Source organism: Clostridioides sp. LIBA-7602 (assembly GCF_056688945.1).
Genome location: NZ_CP196991.1, coordinates 148,018 through 172,313, shown reverse-complemented (window position 1 = coordinate 172,313; position 24,296 = coordinate 148,018). Strand labels below are relative to the sequence as shown.

Here is a 24,296-nt window from a genome sequence, read left to right as displayed (position 1 = left end):
TATGTTTTTCTGTATAACAGAATTATTAACAAATTTAAGAGAGATATACTTCCTCAATATGTATTTTTATGCATTTTTGGATTTTGTATTCATTAAATGTTTCTCAAATTCTTCAATACCAATTCTTTCTAATACTTTACTTATTCTTTCTCCTGGACTTGCTAAATGTTTATATGTATCAAATACATCTTGAACTAATTCTTCTATATTATCTTCTGTATACAGATTGCCAAGTCTGTCTCCAAATCTATAACCTCTTCCCATTCTACCACCAAGATAGACAGCTAATCCTTTTTTATCAACTTCCATAGCTCCAAATGGACATACCTCAGCACATTTCCCACAATTTACACACTCGTCTTTATTCCACACTAGTTTCTTATTTTCCATATATACTGATTTTTGTCTACAAGATGATGTACATAGTCCACAATTCTTACATTTATCTTCATTAAATTTTACATATGCTTGTCCTACAATACCTACATCATTAGTATTAGCCTTTGCACAATTGTTTGGACATCCAACTAAAGTAATCTTAGTCTTAGATGGTAAATCATATCCAAAATATGAATCATGTAACTTTCCACATAACTCTTGTGTATCATATATTCCATGTTGACATACAGTACCTTTACATGCAACTAGTGGTCTTACTTTTTTCCCTGTACCACCATGTTCTAGACCTACAGCCTTCAAATCTCCTTTTATTAAATCTATATCTTCATATTTTATCCATGGTATTTCCATAGCTAATCTAGTAGTAACCCCTAAATAACCTCTGCCATATTTTTCAGATAACTTTGATAAGTTGTTAAGTTGTTCTGCTGTAAAGTTTCCAGCTCTACTCAATATTCTTATTGAGAAATATCCTTCTTGGCTTTGGGCTAATATACCTTCTGCTTTCAACTTTGCTTTTTCATCTTTGCTAATCATATTTCACACCTCATATTATATTTATAATTTTATACTGCTAATAATATGTTTAAATAAGTCCACATTTATATAATCATATTCTAACTCTGTTTATATTTTAAAACATAACAAAGGTATATTCAACTTAATAAATTAAATATACCTTATATATTAAATAATTCTATTGTACTTTTAAAGACTGACTCTATTTGTGTTCTCCAACTTCAATTAGATTTGAGTTATCAAGACTCCATCCCATCCATCCATCGCTATAAAGAGAGGTTTCTTCAACACCTATTACATTTGCATAGGTTAATACTTCAGCAGCACGCCAGCCGCTTCCACACATAAATATAAGCTGTTTATTCATATCTATACTTTCTTCATTCCACATTTCTAAAATCTCATATTTGTTTCTCATTGTATTATCAATATTACGATATTCTTCTAGTGAAACACTATCACTCCCCGAATGTCCATATAAAGCACCTGGGACACGTCCCTTTTTATCATAATATGTATATCCAGATATTTTACCTATATGCTCATCCCAAGTACGAATATCTATTAATGCACATTTATTTTTTTCTTTTAGTTTTTGTTTTAATTCGGTTGTTGTAACTATTAATTGTGGATTAACGGGTATATTTGCTCCAAAATTAGTACATGAATGCCTTGAGTTACTAGTAACTTCTAATTCATATCCTGCTGATATCCATGAATCTATTCCACCATTTAATACCCTTACATCTTTTACTCCTATATATCTCAATATAACAGCCAATCTGTAAGATGCCATAGTTGTACTACTTGAAACTATTACAGTATCATCTTTTGTGAACCCATAATCCAAAGCAAACTGAGTTAGATTATCATCATTATCAAGCATCCATGTTGGAGGAGGTTCTATAATATCAGTATTTATATGAATGCTTGTAGGTATATGCCCTTTTGCATACGATTCTTTTTCTTCTCCCCAACTTGCTTCAATCATTTTTATATTCTTGGAGTTTTCAAATGTCTCAGGTATTCCTCCATCGAGTATCTTTTTTATTATAGAAGCTGGAACTATCATTTGATAATTTTTATATCTTTCCATTGGAAGGTTATCATTCTCTGCCCATTGCTTAATATCATATTTATATAAATATTTATATCCTTTTTTAAACAAATAATCTGCTACAAGCAAAGCATCTTTTCCATTTGCATCATATAATACTATATTTTTATTTAAATCAATTCCTTTAGTTCTCAGTGCTTGTTCTAGCACTTTATCTTTTTTATCTGAGTATACACTTAACCAATTAGCAGAAAAGTCTACAGCACCTTTTATATGTCCACCTCTTTTTACTCCATCTAACTTCCATCCATTGTAGGCATCATTTAAACGAGTATCAATTATAATCCAAGATTTGTCTTGTACCTTTTCTTGTAAGACCTCAGTAGAAATTGATTCAAGATTAACAAAAAAATCTTCTCTATTTTTCTTTTTAAAATCATCTGACATAATTTATTCTCCTATTTATAGTATTTTTTATTTCAAATCATAGTATTTTTTATTTCAAATCATTTCACTATGTTAAAACTATTTTCTTATAAGGTGTTAGATTAATTATAACAAAAAAAATATATTTAAACCTCATAAAAAAACTCATCCTATAGATTACAAACAATAGAATGAGCTTTTTAATAAATATTATCTATTTAATTTTTAATATATTTTTATTCAACTGTTACTGATTTTGCTAGATTTCTTGGTTTATCAACATCGCATCCTCTTAATACAGAAACATGGTAAGCAAGTAACTGCATTGGTACAACAGCTAATATAGGAGATAAAATATCATCTGAGTTTGGTATATAGATTATTTTATCAGCAGATTTCTCAACATCTTTATTATGACTTTGAGCTATTGCTACTACATAAGCTCCTCTTGCCCTTACTTCTTCCATATTAGAAACCATTTTTTCAAATAATTTTTCTTGAGTAGCTATAGCAATTACAGGAGTTCCTTTTTCTATTAAAGCTATTGTTCCATGCTTTAATTCTCCTGCTGCAAAAGCTTCTGCGTGTATATATGAAATCTCTTTTAACTTTAATGAACCTTCCATTGCTAAACTATAATCTATTCCTCTTCCTAAATAGAATGCATGGTCAGAACTCACAACTGTTTTAGCAATTTCTTTTATATACTCTTCATTATCTAGTATTTCTTGTATTTTTGATGGTATTTCTTTCATCTTAGAAATCATACTATCATAAAATTCTCTATTTATTGTTCCTTTTTTAATAGCAAAATCTAGAGCTATCATATATAGAGAAGTTATTTGAGTAGTATATGCCTTAGTTGATGCAACTGCTACTTCAGGACCTGCCCAAGTATAGAAAACATCATCTGATTCTCTAGCTATAGACGAACCTACAACATTAGTTATAGAAAGTATTCTTGCTCCTTTAGCTTTTGAATCTCTTAATACTGCTAGAGTATCTGCTGTCTCTCCAGATTGACTAACTAATATTACTAATGAATTTTCATCTACAAATGGGTCACTATATCTAAACTCTGACGCTATATCAGTTATTACTGGTATATTTACAAATTTTTCTATAGCATACTTACCAAGTAATCCAGCATTATATGCTGTTCCACAAGCCACTATATAAACCTTATTTATTTTATCTAAATCTTCTTTAGAAATATTTATACTATCTAAAACTATACTTCCATTGTCATCAAGTCTTCTTTCTAGAGTTTCTCTAACACCTGTTGGTTGCTCGTGAATTTCTTTTGACATAAAGTAATCATATCCACCTTTAGATGCAGCCTCTACATCCCAAGTTACATGGAATACTTCTTTTTCTACTAGATTTCTATTAGAATCATAAACTGTTACATTTTCATCCTTTAAATGAACTATCTCTCCATTTTCTAAGAAATAAACATCTCTAGTATACTTTAATAAAGCAGGTATATCTGATGCTATAAAGTTTTCGCCTTCACCAACGCCAACTACAAGAGGACTATCTTTTCTTACTGCAACTAATTCATTTCCATCTTCTTTACATATAACACCTAGTGCATAAGCTCCTCTTAATTTTGATATAGTTTTGTATACAGCATCTAATAAATTACCTTCATAGTATTTATCTACTAAATGTGCTATTACTTCTGTATCTGTCTGAGATTCAAACTTAACACCTTCAGAAATTAATTCTTCTTTTATTTCCATATAATTTTCTATTATCCCATTATGAACAACTGCTATTGTTTTAGCTTGATTAAAATGAGGATGTGAGTTTACATCAGATGGTTCTCCATGAGTTGCCCATCTTGTATGCCCTATTCCTAAATTTCCATCAATAGGATTCTTTTCTAAATCCTCTGCCAATACAGAAAGTCTGCCTTTAAACTTTCTAATGTTAAGTTCTTCTCCATTAGAGTTATTAACTGCTACTCCTGCTGAATCATAACCTCTGTACTCTAACTTAGAAAGTCCTTCTACTATAACTTCTGCTGCCTTTCTACTTCCTAAATATCCAACTATTCCACACATTATTTGTGTCCTCCTAAAAAATATTATTTATATATTTTAAGAGTTAGGTCATATAAGTTTACTTTGGCTTCCCTTTGTCCATAGGATTACTCCTATTATTTAAAGAAGTCTTTCGATGGTAAACACACCGCAGAGCATCCGCCGACAATTCGATTAACTCTGACCTCGTCAACTTAGTTCCTATGTTACTTAATAATTATGTCTATAACTAAGTTCTGGCGCTTAGAAAGGTGCCCTCAGTATTTATACCTGAGAATACCCTTATAAATTACGATAATTTTTCTTGTATAAGATTAGCTAAATTTGTTGCTAATTCTTTTATTTGACCTTCCTCTTTACCCTCTAACATAACTCTAACTAATGGCTCAGTTCCTGATGGTCTTATCAGAACTCTACCATTTCCATCTAAAATAGATTCTATTCTTTCTATCTCAGTTTTTATTTCTGGATATTCCATATATTTAGTTTTATTTTCATTTTTTATTGTTGCATTTACTAATACTTGTGGATATTGACTCATTATTGCTGCAAGCTCTGATAAAGGTTTCTTTTCTTGCAAGATTATATTTGCAAGTATTAAAGAACTAAGTACTCCATCTCCAGTTGTATTGTAATCTAAGAATATCATATGCCCAGATTGTTCTCCACCAAGATTGTATCCATTCTTAACCATGTCTTCTAAAACATATCTATCTCCAACTGCTGTAGTAGATAAATTTATTCCATTTTCTTTAGCAGCTATTGTTAATCCTATGTTACTCATAACTGTAACTACTAAAGTGTCTTGTGCTAATTTATTATTTTTCTTTAAATTTAAAGCACTCAATATCATTATATGGTCTCCATCAACAATTTGACCCTTTTCATTTACAGCAATTAATCTATCAGCATCTCCATCATATGCAAGACCTAAGTCAGCATTATGTTCCAAAACAGCGTTTTGAAGTTGTTCTGGATGTGTAGAACCACATTTATCGTTTATATTATTTCCATCTGGTGAGCTATTTATTGAAATTACACTTGCTCCTAATTCATCAAATACAATTGGTGCTACTTTATATGATGCACCATTTGCACAATCCAATACTACTTTTAATCCTTTAAAATCAGTGCTTATTATTGATTTCAAATAGTCTACATAGTCTCTTTGTGCATAATGTTCATGTAATTTTCGTCCTACATTTTCACCAATTGGTAGACATTCAATTTTGTCTATATCATCTATATATTCTTCTATTTTTAATTCAATTTCATCATCCAATTTATATCCATTCTTATTAAAGAATTTAATTCCATTATATTCAACAGGATTATGAGATGCAGATATAACCACGCCACAATCAGCACCATATTTTCTAGTTAAATATGCCACTGCAGGTGTTGGTATTATTCCAACAGTAATAACATCACATCCAACAGACATAAGACCTGCTATTAAAGATGCTTCTAACATATCTCCTGATATTCTCGTATCTTTACCTACCACTACTTTTACTCTGTGGTCTCCTTGAGCTAAAACAAAACCACCAGCTCTACCAAGTTTATATGCTAAGTCACATGTTAATTCTGTATTTGCTACTCCTCTAACTCCATCTGTTCCAAAATACTTTCTCACTAAAGATTCTCCTTTCATAATTGAAAAGCTTGCAATTTGTATTATATTTTTATAGTTCATAAAATAACATTATATTCTTAATTTCAGTCATAAAAACATTTTAATACTTATCAGCAAAAAAGACAATAGAAATAATTCTATTGTCTTTTTTTTGACATCTTTTTTCTTTATTAGTTAGTTGCTACAGAACATGCAGCATCCATACCTTTTTGTAAAGCTTCTCTGTTTAATGGAACGAATTTTTCTTTTCTAGGTCCAAAAACTTTCTTAAATGCTTCTAATACAGATTCTATATCTACAGTATCAGCTACTTTTAAGTAAGCCCCTAGCATTATCATATTAGCAACTTTGTCATTTCCTAACTCAACTGCTAATTCATTTGCTGGTATATAATAAACATCTACATCTGTTCTATCAACTTTTTCTTTTATTAAAGAGCTATTTACTATTATTTTTCCACCAGGGATAACATCATCTTTGAATTTTTCAAATGCTGGTATGTTTAATAATATAGCTGCAGTTGCATCATCTGTTATAAGTGGAGAACCAACTGGCTCACTAGATACAGTTACTGCACAGTTTGCTGTACCTCCACGCATTTCTGGTCCATAAGATGGTAACCAAGAAACTTCTTTTCCTTCTAGCATTCCTGCATAAGTAAGTAATTGTCCCATAGACATAACACCTTGGCCTCCGAAGCCTGCACATATTACTCTAGCTGTAGACATTTACTTCACCTCCTCAACTTCAACATTTTTGAAATTTCCTAATGGATAGTATGGTATCATATTGTCTCTTAACCATTGTAAAGCATCATTTGGAGCTAGTCCCCAGTTTGTAGGACAAGTAGATAATACTTCTACTATTCCAAATCCTAATCCTGCTTGTTGAACTTGGAATGCTTTCTTTATAGCTTTTTTAGCTTGTCTAACATGAGCTGGAGTATCAACTGCTACTCTTTCTACAAATACAGCTCCTGTTAATGTAGCTAACATTTCACTTACTCTTATTGGATAACCTTGAGTTTCAGCATTTCTTCCTGATTGAGCAGTAGTAGCTCTTTGTCCAACTAGTGTAGTTGGAGCCATTTGCCCACCAGTCATACCATATGTTGTATTGTTTACGAATATAGTAGTTATTTTTTCACCTCTAGCAGCTGCATGAACTATTTCAGCAGTACCGATTGAAGCTAAGTCTCCATCACCTTGATAAGTGAATACTGTATTTTCAGGATGAACTCTTTTTATTCCTGTAGCTGCTGCTGGCGCTCTACCATGAGCAGCTTCTTGAGTGTCACAGTTGAAATATTTATATCCTAAAACTGAACATCCAACTGGAACAACACCTACAGCATCACCCAATACTCCTAATTCTTCTAATACTTCACCAACTAATCTATGGATTATACCATGTGTACATCCTGGACAGTAGTGAGTTTGAGTATCTTGTAATCCTTCAGTTTTCTTAAATACAACAGCCATTATCTAGCACCTCCTGCAACCAATTCTCCGGCAATAATTTTTTTAGCTTTTTCAACTATTTCTGCTGGTGTTGGAGTCATTCCTCCTGGTCTTCCATGGAAGTAAACTGGTAATTTACCTTCTACTGCCATTTTAACATCTTCCACCATTTGTCCCATACTCATTTCAACAGTTAATATGTTTCTAGCATTAGGAATTTGGTCAAATGCTTCAAATGGGAATGGCCATAATACTTTAGGTCTTATAAGACCTGCTTTTATTCCTTCTTCTCTTAATATATCAATTGCGCTTTTTACTACTCTTGAAGTAGTTCCATAAGCTGCAAATACAAATTCAGCATCTTCTGTTTTGTACATTTCGTATTGAACTTCATTTTTTTCCATTGCTTCAAATTTTTCTTGTAAATGCCAACAATGGTCTTCTAGTACTTCTGGCTCTAAGTATAGAGAGTTTATTACATTAGGTACTCTTTTCCCTTTAGTTCCAACAGTTGCCCAATCTTTAGGAGGCAATTCTCTTTTCTTTTCAGGAGCTTTAAATTCAACTGGCTCCATCATTTGACCTATCATACCATCTGCAACTACCATAACTGGTGATCTGTAGTAATCTGCAACGTCAAAAGCTTCCATTATCATATCAACAGCTTCTTGAACTGTAGCTGGTGCGAATACTGGAGTTCTGTAGTCTCCATTTCCTCCACCTCTTGTAGACATAAAGTAGTCAGCTTGTGAAGGTTGTATACTTCCAAGTCCTGGACCACCTCTCATTACGTTAAGTACAACACAAGGAACTTCTGCACCTACTGCATATGTTATACCTTCTTGTTTTAAAGCAACTCCTGGTGAAGATGAAGAAGTCATAACTCTTGCTCCTGCACCTGCTCCACCATAAACCATGTTTATCGCAGAAACTTCTGATTCAGCTTGAACGAACGCTCCACCTATTTTTGGTAACTCTCTTGATAAATATTCTGGTAATTCACTTTGTGGAGTTATTGGGTAACCGAAGAAATATTTGCAACCAGCTTCTATAGCTGCTTTTCCAAATGCTTCGTTACCTTTCATAAGTATCTTAGCCATTAAAATTCCCCCTTAAATATTAATTAAATTAATCTCTTTCTACTGTTATAACTACATCTGGACACATAGTTGCACAACTTGCACATCCTATGCATTTTTCCATTTCAAAAACAGTTGCTGGGTTATACCCTTTTTTGTTTATTACATTTGAGTCTAATTGTATGATTTTTACTGGACATGCTTCAACGCATAATCCACAACCTTTACAACGTTCTTCATTAAAAGATACTTTTCCTTTAGCCATTTACCTAAGCCTCCTTAAACTTTCTATATATTTGAGCTCAAACTACATCCAATCTTCTCTCATATATAATTTTATAGGAAAAATTTCTCCTTCTATGTCTTTTGGTAACTGTTCAACAAGATTTTCTAAACACGCAACATATCTTATAGGTATATTACATTTCTCAGAAACTTCTTTTGCAACTTTCTGTCCTCTTAAAACATCATCAATAGTAGTAAATCTAATGAGATGAGTATTATTAATCAGACCTGTTACCTTTAACTTAGAAGATTTTTCTATTTCCTTTATATATTGGATAACTTCTTCAGAAGTTTGAGTTTTCTCCCTATTTGCATTTATTACAAAAAGCATATCATAGTCGCCTTCTTTTAACAAATGACTAAATCTTCCTATAACTCTAGCACCTACATTATCTCCACCTAAATCTATAACAGAATTGTATGAATGGTCCACCATAGGAGACATTACTTCTGCTGATACTGCTGGTAAATCTAATGTTGGAGCATTGATTGAGCTATCTATTGGTTGTATACCTAAAGATTTCATTAGCTCTTTCTTTTCTCTAGTTCTAAAGTATACATTTACCACATCTAAATCGGCTATAGCAACTTTGCCAGAAACCATATCTCTTAATTTAACAACATAGTTCATCGCAAATTCACTTTTACCACTTCCATAGTGACCAGTTATGATTCTTATTCTTTTATCATTAGTTATCATAAACTTGGGCCTCTTCTTCACCAGTTAAAACTCTAAGTCCACCTTGAGCTAATGCAATCATTTCATCTTCTCCAGGATAAACTTTTACATCTGCTATAAATTTAACTCTATCTGCAATCATTTCTGTAAACATTTTTGAATATGCGATTCCACCAGTTAATAATATTGCTTTTACATCTCCCTTAAGAACGGCTGCACTAGCTCCTATTTCTTTAGAGATTTGATATGCCATAGCTTCATATAATAATTTAGCTTTTTCATCACCAGCTTCAATTCTTTCTTCAACTTCTCTAGCATCATTAGTATTTAAGTATGCAACTAATCCGCCATTACCTTTTATTTTCTTTTTAATTTCATCTTGAGTATATTTTCCACTAAAGCACATTTTTACTAATGCCCCTACTGGTAATCCACCACTTCTTTCTGGAGAGAAAGGTCCTTCTCCATCTAATGCGTTTGCAACATCTACTATCTTACCATTTTTATGAGCTCCAACAGAAACTCCTCCACCCATGTGAGCAACTATAAGATTTATATCTTCATATTTATTTCCTATTTCTCTAGCATATCTTCTTGCTATTGCCTTTTGATTTAAAGCATGTACTACACTTGCTCTGCTTATTTCAGGCATACCAGAAATTCTAGCTATATCTTCTAATTCATCCACAACAACAGGGTCTACTATGTATGAAGGAACATTTGCTTCATCACCTATTTGTTTTGCTATTATTCCACCTAAGTTTGAAGCATGTTCTCCTAAAACTCCTACTTTTAAATCTTCAATCATCCCAGCACTTACTGAATAAGTACCACCTTTTATAGGTTTAAGAAGTCCTCCTCTACCTACTACAGCATCTAATTCAGATGTTTTTACTCCACCTTCTTTTAGAGCTTCTTCTATTACTTGTTTACGGAATTCAAATTGATCTGACACTTTCTCATATTTTCCTATTTCTTCTGAGGAATGTCTTAAAGTTTTTTCAAATACTAAATCCTCATTATCAAATACAGCTATTTTAGTTGATGTCGATCCAGGATTTATTGTTAAGATTTTAAATATTTTGCTCATTTGCCTATTTCCCCCTTAAATTTAAGCCTTTGCTGCCATTAAAACACCTAAAGCTATTGAGTTAAGTTTAGTTTCTTCGCTGTCTGCTCTAGAAGTTAGTATTATTGGTGCTTTAGCCCCAACTATAACTCCTGCATTTTTTGATTTTGAGAAGAATACCAAAGCTTTATATAATATGTTACCACCTTCGATATCTGGAGCTAACAGTATATCAGCTCTTCCTGCTACAGGATGATTTATACCTTTATGTTTAGCTGCTTCTAAAGAGACTGCGTTATCAATTGCAAAAGGTCCACCAACCATACAACCTTTGATTTCTCCTCTTTCATACATTTCTTCCAGTTCTTTAGCTTCAACTGTATCTTTCATTTTTGGATTTACTTTTTCTTTTGCGCATATTGCAGCAACTTTTGGTTCGTTTATATCTAGTGAATGTGCTACTGTACAAGCATTTTCTATGATTTGCTTTTTAGTATTTGTATCAGGAGCTAAATTCATAGCTGCGTCAGTTATGAAAAATAATCTGTCATATCCCTCTACATCAAATACTGCTACGTGACTCAATACATTTCCAGTTCTAAGACCTACTTCTTTGTTTAAAACTGCTTTTAGTATTATTGATGTGTCTACTAAGCCTTTCATTACCATGTCGGCTTTTCCTTGTGAAACTAATTCAACAGATTTTAGAGATGCTTCTGCTAAATCTTTTATATCTATCAGTTCATAATTTTCGATATCCATGTCTATGCTTTTTGCAATTTCTTTAGTCTTTTCTATATCACCTACTAAAATAGCATCTGCTATTTTTTCTTTTCTAGCCATCTCAACTGCCATTAAAACTTCTTTATCTTGACAACATGCTACTGATATAGTTTTAGGTCCTCTTTCTTTTGCAAACTTAATTACTTCTTCAAAGCTTTTCATGCATTTCCACCTCATCTTGAATTTTTTGAAATAGAACTTTTTATATCTCAATTAAATTATAACTCGTTCAGCAACGTTTTCCTAGGGATAATTGAAATATTTAATTCAAAAATATTTATTTAAATCTATTTATCAGTCTTTTTTCATATATCTAATACTTTTTAGATTTAACAAATATCTCATTGTCCTTATTTTATAATATAACTAAAATAAACAAGATGCAACAAAAACATAAAATTAACAAACTTAATTTTATAGGTTTTTTTGTCGCATCTTGTAACAACTAAATATTCGAAATATTTGTTCATTCCACTTCAACAATATTAGGTTCTATATTTATTTTTTTAAATTGAGATGTTGTTTCATATTTTATTTTATATTTACTATCTTCTACAGGCCCTTCTGATAAATCAATAAACAACGAAATATCTTTTTTATTTAGCTTACTTAAATCTTCTGTTGATTCTACAACAACTTTTATATCTACATCAGAAATTATACTTGGATTATCCATATTTGTTGGAATATTTCTTAATTCAATATCCCCTACACTATATAGAAACTCTGCACTTAACTGTTTTGTTTCATTTAATTTTATTGTTATAGAACTCTCCTCAAGAGTTATACCTTCTGGAACTTCTAAACTCACTTCTTTTTCTTCTCCATTAGCCAAACCAGCTAAATCAACAGGTTTTGTCTTAATATAATTTATTTTGTCTATATTTTCTTTCTTTCCTTTTATTGTAACTTGTTCTGCACTTAATTTATAGTTTTTCAATGCATCATTATCTTTACTATCTTTTAGATTTACTCTTATTGGTACAGTTTTTTCTTTTAATAGTTCTATTTGTGCCGTTACAAAAGATGAACTTAATGTTACACCTTCAACCTTAGTTCCCTTACTATTTAATGGGATTAATTCCAATTTTTTAGAAAAATCTTCTGTTTTATTTCCAACATCTAAATTAGCTCTTACACTTTTGACTTCATTAACTAGACTCCTTGGACCCGACACATCGACAAAATCTTTACTAAGTTCAATTTTATTTATATTTCCTTTTGAATTTCCACTTACTTCTACCTTTATATCTCTTTTTTCTTTTATATTTTTTTCAAGATTCACTACTAAAACATCATGCTTAAATTCTATAGTGACACCTTGAGGAATATTTGCTTTTAAATACACTTCTTTCTGTCCTTGTATTGGGTCTTCAATAGTTCCATATACATGTATATCTTCTTTTTTAACACCTTGTACCTTTGATAAACTGCCTTTTATATATACATCTGCTGTTAATTTTTCGTCTGGATATATAACAAGATTTTTATCTTTTAAATCACTCATATTACTTATAGATACAGGTATATCTTCAAACCCTTTAGTTTCTTCAGGGTCAACCACAGCCATAACATACATCCATAATGCAATTGCACTTAAAAATGATATTATTTTTATTTTGGTATTATTTTTCAGTCTGTTTATCATTTAAATATACCACCTTTGAAAAAACTTCTTGTTTCTGTATTTGTTTTTAAATTACTACGTAATATATTCATCATTCTTTCTCTAGAAATATCTCTATACAATTTACCTGACTTAGCAATTGAAACTCCTCCAGTTTCTTCCGACACAATCAGTGTAATACAGTCAGATACTTCACTTACACCTATTCCCGCTCTATGTCTAGTACCTAAGTCTTTGCTTAAGTCCTTACTTTCTGTCAATGGTAAGAAACATGCAGCTGCCTTTACCTTAGAATCTCTAATTACAACAGCTCCATCGTGTAATGGGGTATTGGGTATAAATATATTTATTAATAGCTGTCTAGAAATTTCAGCATCAATAATAGTTCCTGTATTTATTATATCACTTATTCTAGTTTCTCTTTCCATTATGATAAGAGCACCTATTTTTTGTCTAGAAAGTGAATACAAAGCTTCTACAATTTCCTCTATATTTCTATTAAGAGTTTCTTCCGAAGTATTTACATTCTTTCCAAATAAATTAAACTTTGCTCTTCCTATATGCTCAAGTCCTGCTCTAAATTCTGGTTGAAAAATTATAAGAGCAGCTATAACTCCATAATCTAAAGCTTTAAGAGATATCCAATAAACGGTATGCAATTTAAAAGTGTTACTAAGTTGAGTTGCTAATAAAAGAAATATTATTCCTTTAAATACTTGTTCTGCCCTTGTATCTTTTATAAACATAAATATTTTGTAAAAAATATACGCTACTATAGATATGTCAATTAAATCATATATACTCATTCTTAATATTATATTAAAAAATCCATTTAAAAAAGAATTTATATCTAACACAGTTTTATCCTCCTGTTTGATAACTTCTTAATTATTTACACTATGTATTATACTATATAAATCTAACTCTATACAAACTATTTAACTTTTGTGTAAATAATTCTAATTTTATGCTTCGAGATTGTTAAATAATCTCTAAACACATCAAAAATATCAATCAATAAATACATATTTTTATTAAAATTAGTTTCAAGTCAATTAAATCAAACCATCAAGGCGCGAATACAAAATAGTACTCGCGCCTTAACGCAGTTTTATGCTATAAAACCTATTTAATATATCATTAACTAATATATATTTACTACAATAAATTTGATAATCTACTCATCAATTGTAAAATTAAAAGATTATCTATCATTAATATTATCTTATTAATGTAATTTTTATCTTAAAGTAATAACTTGCTTTATACCTAGTTTAGATAAATTTATTTTAATATGTTACTTTATTTTAATATGTTACTATAAATTACTATTAAAAGTTATTTTCCATAACTAAAATAACACACATTCTCAAATTTATACATTCATCACTCATACTATTATAATCCATTTAGTATAATCTATAAATGTTACATTACATTGTCAATTCTTTATAATACTTAACTTTTTATAATCTATTATATAGGTACAATTAATTACTCTATAAGTTCATAAGGTAATCTAATGTATTAATATTCTAAAGTATACAATATAATGTATATATTCTTTACCTACTAGTTAATAACTCCTTCTAACTATACGTTTCATAAACTTCTTGTAGACTATTATACATTACCATTCATATGTTTACAATATTAATGAATATACTGTAACTCTTACATATTTTAAAGTTTATAAAGAAAAAGACACAGGTAATGTACATGTATCCTGTGTCTTTTTAAACAATATAAAAGTTTACTATAAAATATAGTAAACTTTTCTTAATGAGCGCACAGGGATTCGAACCCCGGACACACGCCTTAGAAGGGCGTTGCTCTATCCAGCTGAGCTATGCACCCAAGTTATTATGGAGCGGGAAACGAGATTCGAACTCGCGACTTCAACCTTGGCAAGGTTGCGCTCTACCACTGAACTATTCCCGCTTATTTAGTTTGGCGACCTGGAAGGGGTTCGAACCCTCGACCTCCAGCGTGACAGGCTGGCATTCTAACCAACTGAACTACCAGGCCGCAAATGGTGGGACCAACAGGGCTCGAACCTGTGACCCCCTGCTTGTAAGGCAGGTGCTCTCCCAGCTGAGCTATGGTCCCATTTTTGGAGCGGGTGAAGGGGATCGAACCCTCACAGCTGGCTTGGAAGGCCAGAACTCTACCATTGAGCTACACCCGCATATTTAATTGGTGACTCGTAGGGGAATTGAACCCCTGTTACCGCCGTGAAAGGGCGGTGTCTTAACCTCTTGACCAACGAGCCATTTTAATATTTTAATGGTTGCGGAGGCAGGACTCGAACCTACGACCTTCGGGTTATGAGCCCGACGAGCTGCCAACTGCTCCACTCCGCGATATTGTTTTATAAGTGCCGAAGACCGGAATCGAACCGGTACGAGAGGTAAGTCCCGCAGGATTTTAAGTCCTGTGCGTCTGCCAGTTCCGCCACTTCGGCTTTTTTGGCTCCAAGGGTGGGGCTCGAACCCACAGCCTACCGGTTAACAGCCGGTTGCTCCACCGTTGAGCTACCTTGGAACATTAACGTGGCTACGTCCTACTCTCCCAGGCAGTTTCCCACCAAGTACCATCAGCGCTAGAGAGCTTAACTTCTGTGTTCGGAATGGGAACAGGTGTATCCTCTCTGCTATTGTAACCACATAATCTTTATACTTAATATATTTTATGTTTAATATAACTATTAAACTTTAGAATCTAGTAAATACTAGTTTCCTTAGAGTTAGTACTCTAAAAACTACACATATATTTTACTGAATGGACATCAAATAATTTGGTCAAGTCCTCGACCTATTAGTATCGATAAGCTAAATACATTGCTGCACTTACACCTTCGACCTATCAACCAGATAGTCTTTCTGGGGTCTTACCCTTGCGGTGGGAAATCTTATCTTGAAGTTGGCTTCGCGCTTAGATGCTTTCAGCGCTTATCCATTCCGTACATAGCTACCCAGCCATGCCCTTGGCAGAACAACTGGTACACCAGAGGTACGTCCATCCCGGTCCTCTCGTACTAAGGACAGGTCTTCTCAAATTTCCTACGCCTGCGACGGATAGGGACCGAACTGTCTCACGACGTTCTGAACCCAGCTCGCGTACCACTTTAATGGGCGAACAGCCCAACCCTTGGGACCTACTACAGCCCCAGGATGTGATGAGCCGACATCGAGGTGCCAAACCTCCCCGTCGATGTGGACTCTTGGGGGAGATAAGCCTGTTATCCCCAGGGTAGCTTTTATCCGTTGAGCGATGGCCCTTCCACGCAGAACCACCGGATCACTAAGTCCGATTTTCATCCTTGCTCGACCTGTATGTCTTGCAATCAAGCTCTCTTTTGCCTTTACACTCTACGTACGATTTCCGACCGTACTGAGAGAACCTTTGAGCGCCTCCGTTACCTTTTGGGAGGCGACCGCCCCAGTCAAACTGCCCACCTGACAGTGTCCCAAGACCAGATTCATGGCCTATGGTTAGAGTCCCAGTACTACAAGGGTGGTATCCCAAGGATGGCTCCGCCAAAACTGGCGTCCTGGTTTCAAAGCCTCCCACCTATCCTGTACATGTAGTACCAAGACCCAATGTCAAGCTACAGTAAAGCTCCATGGGGTCTTTCCGTCCTGTCGCAGGTATCCGGCATCTTCACCGGAATTACAATTTCACCGAGTCTGTTGTTGAGACAGTGCCCAAATCGTTACGCCTTTCGTGCGGGTCGGAACTTACCCGACAAGGAATTTCGCTACCTTAGGACCGTTATAGTTACGGCCGCCGTTTACTGGGGCTTAAGTTCACTGCTTCGATTGCTCTAACAGATCCCCTTAACCTTCCAGCACCGGGCAGGCGTCAGCTCCTATACATCGTCTTGCGACTTAGCAGAAACCTATGTTTTTGGTAAACAGTCGCTTGGGCCTATTCTCTGCGGCCACCGGATGGTGGCACCCCTTATCCCTAAGTTACGGGGTCATTTTGCCGAGTTCCTTAACAACAGTTCTCTCGCGGGCCTTAGGATACTCTCCTCACCCACCTGTGTCGGTTTGCGGTACGGGTACCTTTAACCTCGATAGAGACTTTTCTTGACAGTGTGAAATCAGCTACTTCGCTACTAAATTTCGCTCCCCATCACATCCCAGCATTATCAAAGCGGATTTACCTACTCTGACTGCCTCAATGCTTGGGCACACATAACCAACAGTGTGCTTAGCTTATCCTACTGTGTCATCCCATCTCTCAAACGGTTATCGGTAGTACAGGAATATCAACCTGTTGTCCATCACCTACGCCTTTCGGCCTCAGCTTAGGTCCCGACTAACCCAGGGCGGACGAACCTTCCCCTGGAAACCTTGGGTTTACGGCCTGTGGGATTCTCACCCACATCTCGCTACTCATGCCAACATTCTCACTCCCATACTGTCCACATGTCCTTACGGTCATGCTTCAACCCGTATGGGAAGCTCCCCTACCCATCATAATGATGCCGTAGCTTCGGTAGTAAGTTTTAGCCCCGGAAATCTTCGGCGCAGGATCACTCGACCAGTGAGCTATTACGCACTCTTTGAATGAGTGGCTGCTTCTAAGCCAACATCCTGGTTGTCTGTGCAATCCCACATCCTTTACCACTTAACTTACATTTAGGGACCTTAGCTGACGATCTGGGCTGTTGCCCTTTCGACTATGAATCTTATCACCCACAGTCTGACTCCCAAGTATAAGATGACGGCATTCGGAGTTTGATAGTCTTCGGTAGGTGCAATACCCCCTAGGACATTCAGTGCTCTACCTCCGTATCTCTCACCTTGAGGCTAGCCCTAAAGCTATTTCGGGGAGAACCAGCTATCTCCGGGCTCGATTGGAATTTCACCGCTACCCACAAGTCATCCCCGAGCTTTTCAACGCTCGTGGGTTCGGACCTCCACGAAATTTTACTTTCGCTTCATCCTGCTCATGGGTAGGTCGCCCGGTTTCGGGTCTACGTCAAGTAACTGAACGCTCAGTTAAAACTCGCTTTCGCTACGGCTCCACACCTTAAGTGCTTAACCTTGCTACTTAACGTAACTCGTTGGCCCGTTCTACAAAAAGTACGCGGTCACACAAGAAATGTGCTTCCACAGCTTGTAAGTGCAGGGTTTCAGGTTCTATTTCACTCCCCTCCCGGGGTTCTTTTCACCTTTCCCTCACGGTACTATACGCTATCGGTCACTAGGTAGTATTTAGCCTTGGAGGGTGGTCCCTCCTGCTTCCCACAGGGTTTCACGTGTCCCGTGGTACTCTGGATCATATCTGAAGTCTTCTCGTTTAACATACAGGACTATTACCTTCTGTGGTGGGTCTTTCCAAACCTCTTCAATTACGATACCTCTTCGTTATGATATGTCCGCAACCCCAATAAAGAAAACTTTATTGGTTTGGGCTATTCCGCGTTCGCTCGCCGCTACTTACGGAATCGAATTTCTTTCTCTTCCTTCAGGTACTTAGATGTTTCAGTTCCCTGAGTTCCCCTCATTAAGCTATGTATTCACTTAATGATACTTAGACATTACTCTAAGTGAGTTTCCTCATTCGGAAATCTTCGGATCAAAGTTTACGTGCAACTCCCCGAAGCTTATCGCAGCTTATCACGTCCTTCATCGGCTCCTAGTGCCAAGGCATCCGCCCTGCACCCTTAATAACTTGACCAGTTAAAAAGGTTTGATAGATTAAAGTCTATCAACTTGATAATTTTAAAAAGTTATCAGCTTTATATCTTACAAATTAGATGTCATATCACTAAATATATATGCAGTTTTCAAAGTGCTAACGCACAACGCCAACGGATAAATCCCGTTGCTTAAAGTGCTAACGCACGTCGCCAACAAACAAACTTCACATTCGTTCAGTTTATTCTGTTGCTTAAGGTGCTAATGCACAAGGCTTGTATAAAAATAAGCTTAAAGTGCAATGTAAGAGTCTACTAGATAAATCAAAGATTTAAGTAATATGCTCTTAAATGGTGGAGATGAGGAGAGTCGAACTCCTGACCCCTTGCTTGCAAGGCAAGTGCTCTCCCAACTGAGCTACACCCCCAAATATGAAGTTCATAAAGAACTTTCAAAATTAAACAGTAGGCAATTCTCCTTAGAAAGGAGGTGATCCAGCCGCACCTTCCGATACGGCTACCTTGTTACGACTTCACCCCAGTTATTGATTCCACCTTCGACGACTTCTTCCAAAAGGTTAGATAATCGGCTTCGGGCGTCTCCAACTCCCGTGGTGTGACGGGCGGTGTGTACAAGACCCGGGAACGCATTCACCGCAGCATTCTGATCTGCGATTACTAGTAACTCCAGCTTCATGTAGGCGAGTTTCAGCCTACAATCCGAACTGAGAGTAGCTTTAAGGGATTAGCTCCACCTTACGGCTTGGCAACCCTCTGTACTACCCATTGTAGCACGTGTGTAGCCCTAAGCATAAGGGGCATGATGATTTGACGTCATCCCCACCTTCCTCCAGGTTATCCCTGGCAGTCTCTCTAGAGTGCCCAACTTAATGATGGCAACTAAAGACAAGGGTTGCGCTCGTTGCGGGACTTAACCCAACATCTCACGACACGAGCTGACGACAACCATGCACCACCTGTCACCAATGTCCCCGAAGGGAAGTCTCCGATTAAGGAGATGTCATTGGGATGTCAAGCTTAGGTAAGGTTCTTCGCGTTGCTTCGAATTAAACCACATGCTCCGCTACTTGTGCGGGTCCCCGTCAATTCCTTTGAGTTTCACTCTTGCGAGCGTACTTCCCAGGCGGAGTACTTAATGCGTTAGCTGCGGCACCGAGGGGGGTAACCCCCGACACCTAGTACTCATCGTTTACAGCGTGGACTACCAGGGTATCTAATCCTGTTTGCTCCCCACGCTTTCGTGCCTCAGCGTCAGTTACAGTCCAGAGAGCCGCCTTCGCAACTGGTGTTCCTCCTAATATCTACGCATTTCACCGCTACACTAGGAATTCCACTCTCCTCTCCTGCACTCAAGTCTCCCAGTTTCAAGAGCTTACTACGGTTGAGCCGTAGCCTTTCACTCCTGACTTGAAAGACCGCCTACGCACCCTTTACGCCCAGTAAATCCGGATAACGCTAGCCCCCTACGTATTACCGCGGCTGCTGGCACGTAGTTAGCCGGGGCTTCCTCCTCAAGTACCGTCATTATCTTCCTTGAGGACAGAGTTTTACGACCCGAAGGCCTTCATCACTCACGCGGCGTTGCTGCATCAGGCTTTCGCCCATTGTGCAATATTCCCCACTGCTGCCTCCCGTAGGAGTTTGGACCGTGTCTCAGTTCCAATGTGGCCGATCACCCTCTCAGGTCGGCTACTGATCGTCGCCTTGGTAAGCCGTTACCTTACCAACTAGCTAATCAGACGCGGGTCCATCCTGTACTGGCTCACCTTTGATATTTAAGAGATGCCTCTCAAATATGTTATCCCGTATTAGCATACCTTTCGGTATGTTATCCGTGTGTACAGGGTAGGTTACCCACGCGTTACTCACCCGTCCGCCGCTCTTTACCGAAGTAAATCGCTCAACTTGCATGTGTTAGGCACGCCGCCAGCGTTCATCCTGAGCCAGGATCAAACTCTCAAATAAAAGTTTATCAGGCTCAGATACTATTGTTATCAAAATATCTGGCTTTATGGTTTGTTTCTTGTTTTATAAATTAACCTACTGTTTAATTTTCAAAGTTCTTTAAATTATTGTGGTGGGCCATCAGGGACTCGAACCCCAGACCTACCGGTTATGAGCCGGGCGCTCTAACCAACTGAGCTAATGGCCCACAATAATTTGTGGTGCCGAAGACCGGAATCGAACCGGTACGAGAGGTAAGTCCCGCAGGATTTTAAGTCCTGTGCGTCTGCCAGTTCCGCCACTTCGGCACATCACCTGGCTATGTCCTACTCTCCCAGGCAGTTTCCCACCAAGTACCATCAGCGCTAGAGAGCTTAACTTCTGTGTTCGGAATGGGAACAGGTGTATCCTCTCTGCTATTATAACCAGATTATTGTCTAAATTTTCATTTAACTTTTTTCTAAGACAAGTATTATAATAACATCTTTGTCTTATTATGTCAATACTTTTTTTATTCGATTCTTTAGTTTATAAAACTACTAAAAATCTATAATTTTTGACAAGTTTAAACATATAGAGTTAGCACTCTAAAAACTACACATATATTTTATTGAATAGACATCAAATAATTTGGTCAAGTCCTCGACCTATTAGTATCGATAAGCTAAATACATTGCTGCACTTACACCTTCGACCTATCAACCAGATAGTCTTTCTGGGGTCTTACCCTTGCGGTGGGAAATCTTATCTTGAAGTTGGCTTCGCGCTTAGATGCTTTCAGCGCTTATCCATTCCGTACATAGCTACCCAGCCATGCCCTTGGCAGAACAACTGGTACACCAGAGGTACGTCCATCCCGGTCCTCTCGTACTAAGGACAGGTCTTCTCAAATTTCCTACGCCTGCGACGGATAGGGACCGAACTGTCTCACGACGTTCTGAACCCAGCTCGCGTACCACTTTAATGGGCGAACAGCCCAACCCTTGGGACCTACTACAGCCCCAGGATGTGATGAGCCGACATCGAGGTGCCAAACCTCCCCGTCGATGTGGACTCTTGGGGGAGATAAGCCTGTTATCCCCAGGGTAGCTTTTATCCGTTGAGCGATGGCCCTTCCACGCAGAACCACCGGATCACTAAGTCCGATTTTCATCCTTGCTCGACCTGTATGTCTTGCAATCAAGCTCTCTTTTGCCTTTACACTCTACGTACGATTTCCGACCGTACTGAGAGAACCTTTGAGCGCCTCCGTTACCTTTTGGGAGGCGACCGCCCCAGTCAAACTGCCCACCTGACAGTGTCCCAAGACCAGATTCATGGCCTATGGTTAGAGTCCCAGTACTACAAGGGTGGTATCCCAAGGATGGCTCCGCCAAAACTGGCGTCCTGGTTTCAAAGCCTCCCACCTATCCTGTACATGTAGTACCAAGACCCAATGTCAAGCTACAGTAAAGCTCCATGGGGTCTTTCCGTCCTGTCGCAGGTATCCGGCATCTTCACCGGAATTACAATTTCACCGAGTCTGTTGTTGAGACAGTGCCCAAATCGTTACGCCTTTCGTGCGGGTCGGAACTTACCCGACAAGGAATTTCGCTACCTTAGGACCGTTATAGTTACGGCCGCCGTTTACTGGGGCTTAAGTTCACTGCTTCGATTGCTCTAACAGATCCCCTTAACCTTCCAGCACCGGGCAGGCGTCAGCTCCTATACATCGTCTTGCGACTTAGCAGAAACCTATGTTTTTGGTAAACAGTCGCTTGGGCCTATTCTCTGCGGCCACCGGATGGTGGCACCCCTTATCCCTAAGTTACGGGGTCATTTTGCCGAGTTCCTTAACAACAGTTCTCTCGCGGGCCTTAGGATACTCTCCTCACCCACCTGTGTCGGTTTGCGGTACGGGTACCTTTAACCTCGATAGAGACTTTTCTTGACAGTGTGAAATCAGCTACTTCGCTACTAAATTTCGCTCCCCATCACATCCCAGCATTATCAAAGCGGATTTACCTACTCTGACTGCCTCAATGCTTGGGCACACATAACCAACAGTGTGCTTAGCTTATCCTACTGTGTCATCCCATCTCTCAAACGGTTATCGGTAGTACAGGAATATCAACCTGTTGTCCATCACCTACGCCTTTCGGCCTCAGCTTAGGTCCCGACTAACCCAGGGCGGACGAACCTTCCCCTGGAAACCTTGGGTTTACGGCCTGTGGGATTCTCACCCACATCTCGCTACTCATGCCAACATTCTCACTCCCATACTGTCCACATGTCCTTACGGTCATGCTTCAACCCGTATGGGAAGCTCCCCTACCCATCATAATGATGCCGTAGCTTCGGTAGTAAGTTTTAGCCCCGGAAATCTTCGGCGCAGGATCACTCGACCAGTGAGCTATTACGCACTCTTTGAATGAGTGGCTGCTTCTAAGCCAACATCCTGGTTGTCTGTGCAATCCCACATCCTTTACCACTTAACTTACATTTAGGGACCTTAGCTGACGATCTGGGCTGTTGCCCTTTCGACTATGAATCTTATCACCCACAGTCTGACTCCCAAGTATAAGATGACGGCATTCGGAGTTTGATAGTCTTCGGTAGGTGCAATACCCCCTAGGACATTCAGTGCTCTACCTCCGTATCTCTCACCTTGAGGCTAGCCCTAAAGCTATTTCGGGGAGAACCAGCTATCTCCGGGCTCGATTGGAATTTCACCGCTACCCACAAGTCATCCCCGAGCTTTTCAACGCTCGTGGGTTCGGACCTCCACGAAATTTTACTTTCGCTTCATCCTGCTCATGGGTAGGTCGCCCGGTTTCGGGTCTACGTCAAGTAACTGAACGCTCAGTTAAAACTCGCTTTCGCTACGGCTCCACACCTTAAGTGCTTAACCTTGCTACTTAACGTAACTCGTTGGCCCGTTCTACAAAAAGTACGCGGTCACACAAGAAATGTGCTTCCACAGCTTGTAAGTGCAGGGTTTCAGGTTCTATTTCACTCCCCTCCCGGGGTTCTTTTCACCTTTCCCTCACGGTACTATACGCTATCGGTCACTAGGTAGTATTTAGCCTTGGAGGGTGGTCCCTCCTGCTTCCCACAGGGTTTCACGTGTCCCGTGGTACTCTGGATCATATCTGAAGTCTTCTCGTTTAACATACAGGACTATTACCTTCTGTGGTGGGTCTTTCCAAACCTCTTCAATTACGATACCTCTTCGTTATGATATGTCCGCAACCCCAATAAAGAAAACTTTATTGGTTTGGGCTATTCCGCGTTCGCTCGCCGCTACTTACGGAATCGAATTTCTTTCTCTTCCTTCAGGTACTTAGATGTTTCAGTTCCCTGAGTTCCCCTCATTAAGCTATGTATTCACTTAATGATACTTAGACATTACTCTAAGTGAGTTTCCTCATTCGGAAATCTTCGGATCAAAGTTTACGTGCAACTCCCCGAAGCTTATCGCAGCTTATCACGTCCTTCATCGGCTCCTAGTGCCAAGGCATCCGCCCTGCACCCTTAATAACTTGACCAGTTAAAAAGGTTTGATAGATTAAAGTCTATCAACTTGATAATTTTAAAAAGTTATCAGCTTTATATATTACAAATTAGATGTC

The 24,296-nt window shown here is 37.5% G+C and carries 13 protein-coding genes, 12 tRNA genes and 5 rRNA genes; all 30 read right to left on the bottom strand.

Going from position 1 to position 24,296, the window contains the following annotated elements; all coding sequences use genetic code 11:
• Positions 1-66 precede the first annotated feature (66 nt).
• The 30 genes from ACTG45_RS01165 to ACTG45_RS01020 all read right to left on the bottom strand — a co-directional run bounded on the left by ACTG45_RS01165 (position 67) and on the right by ACTG45_RS01020 (position 24,212).
• Positions 67-936, bottom strand: coding sequence for a 4Fe-4S binding protein (locus tag ACTG45_RS01165; protein ID WP_479919658.1), 870 nt, complete (start codon positions 934-936; stop codon positions 67-69).
• Positions 937-1,120: 184 nt separating this feature from the next.
• Complete coding sequence (locus ACTG45_RS01160; RefSeq protein ID WP_021382558.1) at positions 1,121-2,422, bottom strand: rhodanese-like domain-containing protein; 1,302 nt, start codon at positions 2,420-2,422, stop codon at positions 1,121-1,123.
• Between the two features lie 215 nt (positions 2,423-2,637).
• Entirely contained in the window at positions 2,638-4,470 is a 1,833-nt protein-coding gene (glmS, locus tag ACTG45_RS01155) for a glutamine--fructose-6-phosphate transaminase (isomerizing) (RefSeq protein ID WP_479919657.1), read from the bottom strand.
• A gap of 268 nt (positions 4,471-4,738) precedes the next feature.
• Entirely contained in the window at positions 4,739-6,085 is a 1,347-nt protein-coding gene (gene glmM, locus ACTG45_RS01150) for a phosphoglucosamine mutase (protein WP_479919656.1), read from the bottom strand.
• Positions 6,086-6,255: 170 nt separating this feature from the next.
• Positions 6,256-6,813 (bottom strand): 2-oxoacid:acceptor oxidoreductase family protein, encoded by a 558-nt coding sequence (locus ACTG45_RS01145; RefSeq protein ID WP_021382553.1) that lies wholly within the window; start codon positions 6,811-6,813, stop codon positions 6,256-6,258.
• The gene (locus ACTG45_RS01140; protein WP_003420710.1) at positions 6,814-7,566 is read right to left on the bottom strand and encodes a thiamine pyrophosphate-dependent enzyme; all 753 of its coding nucleotides are present in this window, start codon (positions 7,564-7,566) and stop codon (positions 6,814-6,816) included.
• Positions 7,566-8,645: a 3-methyl-2-oxobutanoate dehydrogenase subunit VorB gene (locus ACTG45_RS01135; RefSeq protein WP_021382548.1), complete on the bottom strand. Its 1,080-nt coding sequence runs from the start codon at positions 8,643-8,645 to the stop codon at positions 7,566-7,568. Before ACTG45_RS01135 ends, ACTG45_RS01140 begins: the two co-directional genes overlap by 1 nt.
• A 28-nt stretch (positions 8,646-8,673) precedes the next feature.
• Entirely contained in the window at positions 8,674-8,889 is a 216-nt protein-coding gene (locus ACTG45_RS01130; RefSeq protein ID WP_021382532.1) for a 4Fe-4S binding protein, read from the bottom strand.
• Positions 8,890-8,931: 42 nt separating this feature from the next.
• Entirely contained in the window at positions 8,932-9,609 is a 678-nt protein-coding gene (locus ACTG45_RS01125; RefSeq protein WP_021382542.1) for a hypothetical protein, read from the bottom strand.
• Positions 9,599-10,678, bottom strand: coding sequence for a butyrate kinase (gene buk / locus ACTG45_RS01120; RefSeq protein WP_479917879.1), 1,080 nt, complete (start codon positions 10,676-10,678; stop codon positions 9,599-9,601). The genes ACTG45_RS01125 and buk overlap by 11 nt, the downstream gene beginning before the upstream one ends.
• Before the next feature lie 21 nt (positions 10,679-10,699).
• Positions 10,700-11,602 carry a phosphate butyryltransferase gene (ptb, locus tag ACTG45_RS01115; RefSeq protein ID WP_021382540.1) on the bottom strand — a complete coding sequence of 301 codons (903 nt, stop codon included), beginning with the start codon at positions 11,600-11,602 and terminating at the stop codon, positions 10,700-10,702.
• A 304-nt stretch (positions 11,603-11,906) separates the two neighbouring features.
• On the bottom strand, positions 11,907-13,088 hold the full coding sequence (locus tag ACTG45_RS01110; protein ID WP_479917878.1) for a CdaR family protein: 1,182 nt from the start codon (positions 13,086-13,088) through the stop codon (positions 11,907-11,909).
• Positions 13,085-13,924: a diadenylate cyclase CdaA gene (gene cdaA, locus ACTG45_RS01105; RefSeq protein WP_021382536.1), complete on the bottom strand. Its 840-nt coding sequence runs from the start codon at positions 13,922-13,924 to the stop codon at positions 13,085-13,087. Before cdaA ends, ACTG45_RS01110 begins: the two co-directional genes overlap by 4 nt.
• Positions 13,925-14,850: 926 nt before the next feature.
• Positions 14,851-14,924 (bottom strand) — tRNA-Arg (locus ACTG45_RS01100).
• Between the two features lie 9 nt (positions 14,925-14,933).
• Positions 14,934-15,008 (bottom strand) — tRNA-Gly (locus ACTG45_RS01095).
• 10 nt (positions 15,009-15,018) lie between these two features.
• Positions 15,019-15,095: transfer RNA gene (locus ACTG45_RS01090), tRNA-Asp, on the bottom strand.
• A gap of 5 nt (positions 15,096-15,100) precedes the next feature.
• Positions 15,101-15,176 (bottom strand) — tRNA-Val (locus ACTG45_RS01085).
• Positions 15,177-15,181: 5 nt separating this feature from the next.
• Positions 15,182-15,255: transfer RNA gene (locus tag ACTG45_RS01080), tRNA-Gly, on the bottom strand.
• A gap of 9 nt (positions 15,256-15,264) precedes the next feature.
• Positions 15,265-15,339, bottom strand: a tRNA-Glu gene (locus ACTG45_RS01075).
• A gap of 15 nt (positions 15,340-15,354) precedes the next feature.
• Positions 15,355-15,430, bottom strand: a tRNA-Met gene (locus ACTG45_RS01070).
• A 15-nt stretch (positions 15,431-15,445) separates the two neighbouring features.
• A tRNA-Leu gene (locus ACTG45_RS01065) sits at positions 15,446-15,531 on the bottom strand.
• 5 nt (positions 15,532-15,536) lie between these two features.
• A tRNA-Asn gene (locus tag ACTG45_RS01060) sits at positions 15,537-15,611 on the bottom strand.
• A gap of 6 nt (positions 15,612-15,617) precedes the next feature.
• Positions 15,618-15,734 (bottom strand): 5S ribosomal RNA (gene rrf, locus ACTG45_RS01055).
• A gap of 130 nt (positions 15,735-15,864) precedes the next feature.
• Positions 15,865-18,761: ribosomal RNA gene (locus ACTG45_RS01050) — 23S ribosomal RNA — on the bottom strand.
• A gap of 311 nt (positions 18,762-19,072) precedes the next feature.
• Positions 19,073-19,148, bottom strand: a tRNA-Ala gene (locus ACTG45_RS01045).
• A gap of 55 nt (positions 19,149-19,203) precedes the next feature.
• Positions 19,204-20,706: ribosomal RNA gene (locus ACTG45_RS01040) — 16S ribosomal RNA — on the bottom strand.
• 110 nt (positions 20,707-20,816) lie between these two features.
• Positions 20,817-20,893, bottom strand: a tRNA-Ile gene (locus ACTG45_RS01035).
• An 11-nt stretch (positions 20,894-20,904) separates the two neighbouring features.
• Positions 20,905-20,993: transfer RNA gene (locus ACTG45_RS01030), tRNA-Leu, on the bottom strand.
• 5 nt (positions 20,994-20,998) lie between these two features.
• Positions 20,999-21,115 (bottom strand): 5S ribosomal RNA (gene rrf, locus ACTG45_RS01025).
• A gap of 200 nt (positions 21,116-21,315) precedes the next feature.
• Positions 21,316-24,212, bottom strand: a 23S ribosomal RNA gene (locus ACTG45_RS01020).
• The 16S, 23S and 5S rRNA genes sit together here with 12 tRNA genes alongside, the layout of an rRNA operon.
• Positions 24,213-24,296 lie beyond the last annotated feature (84 nt).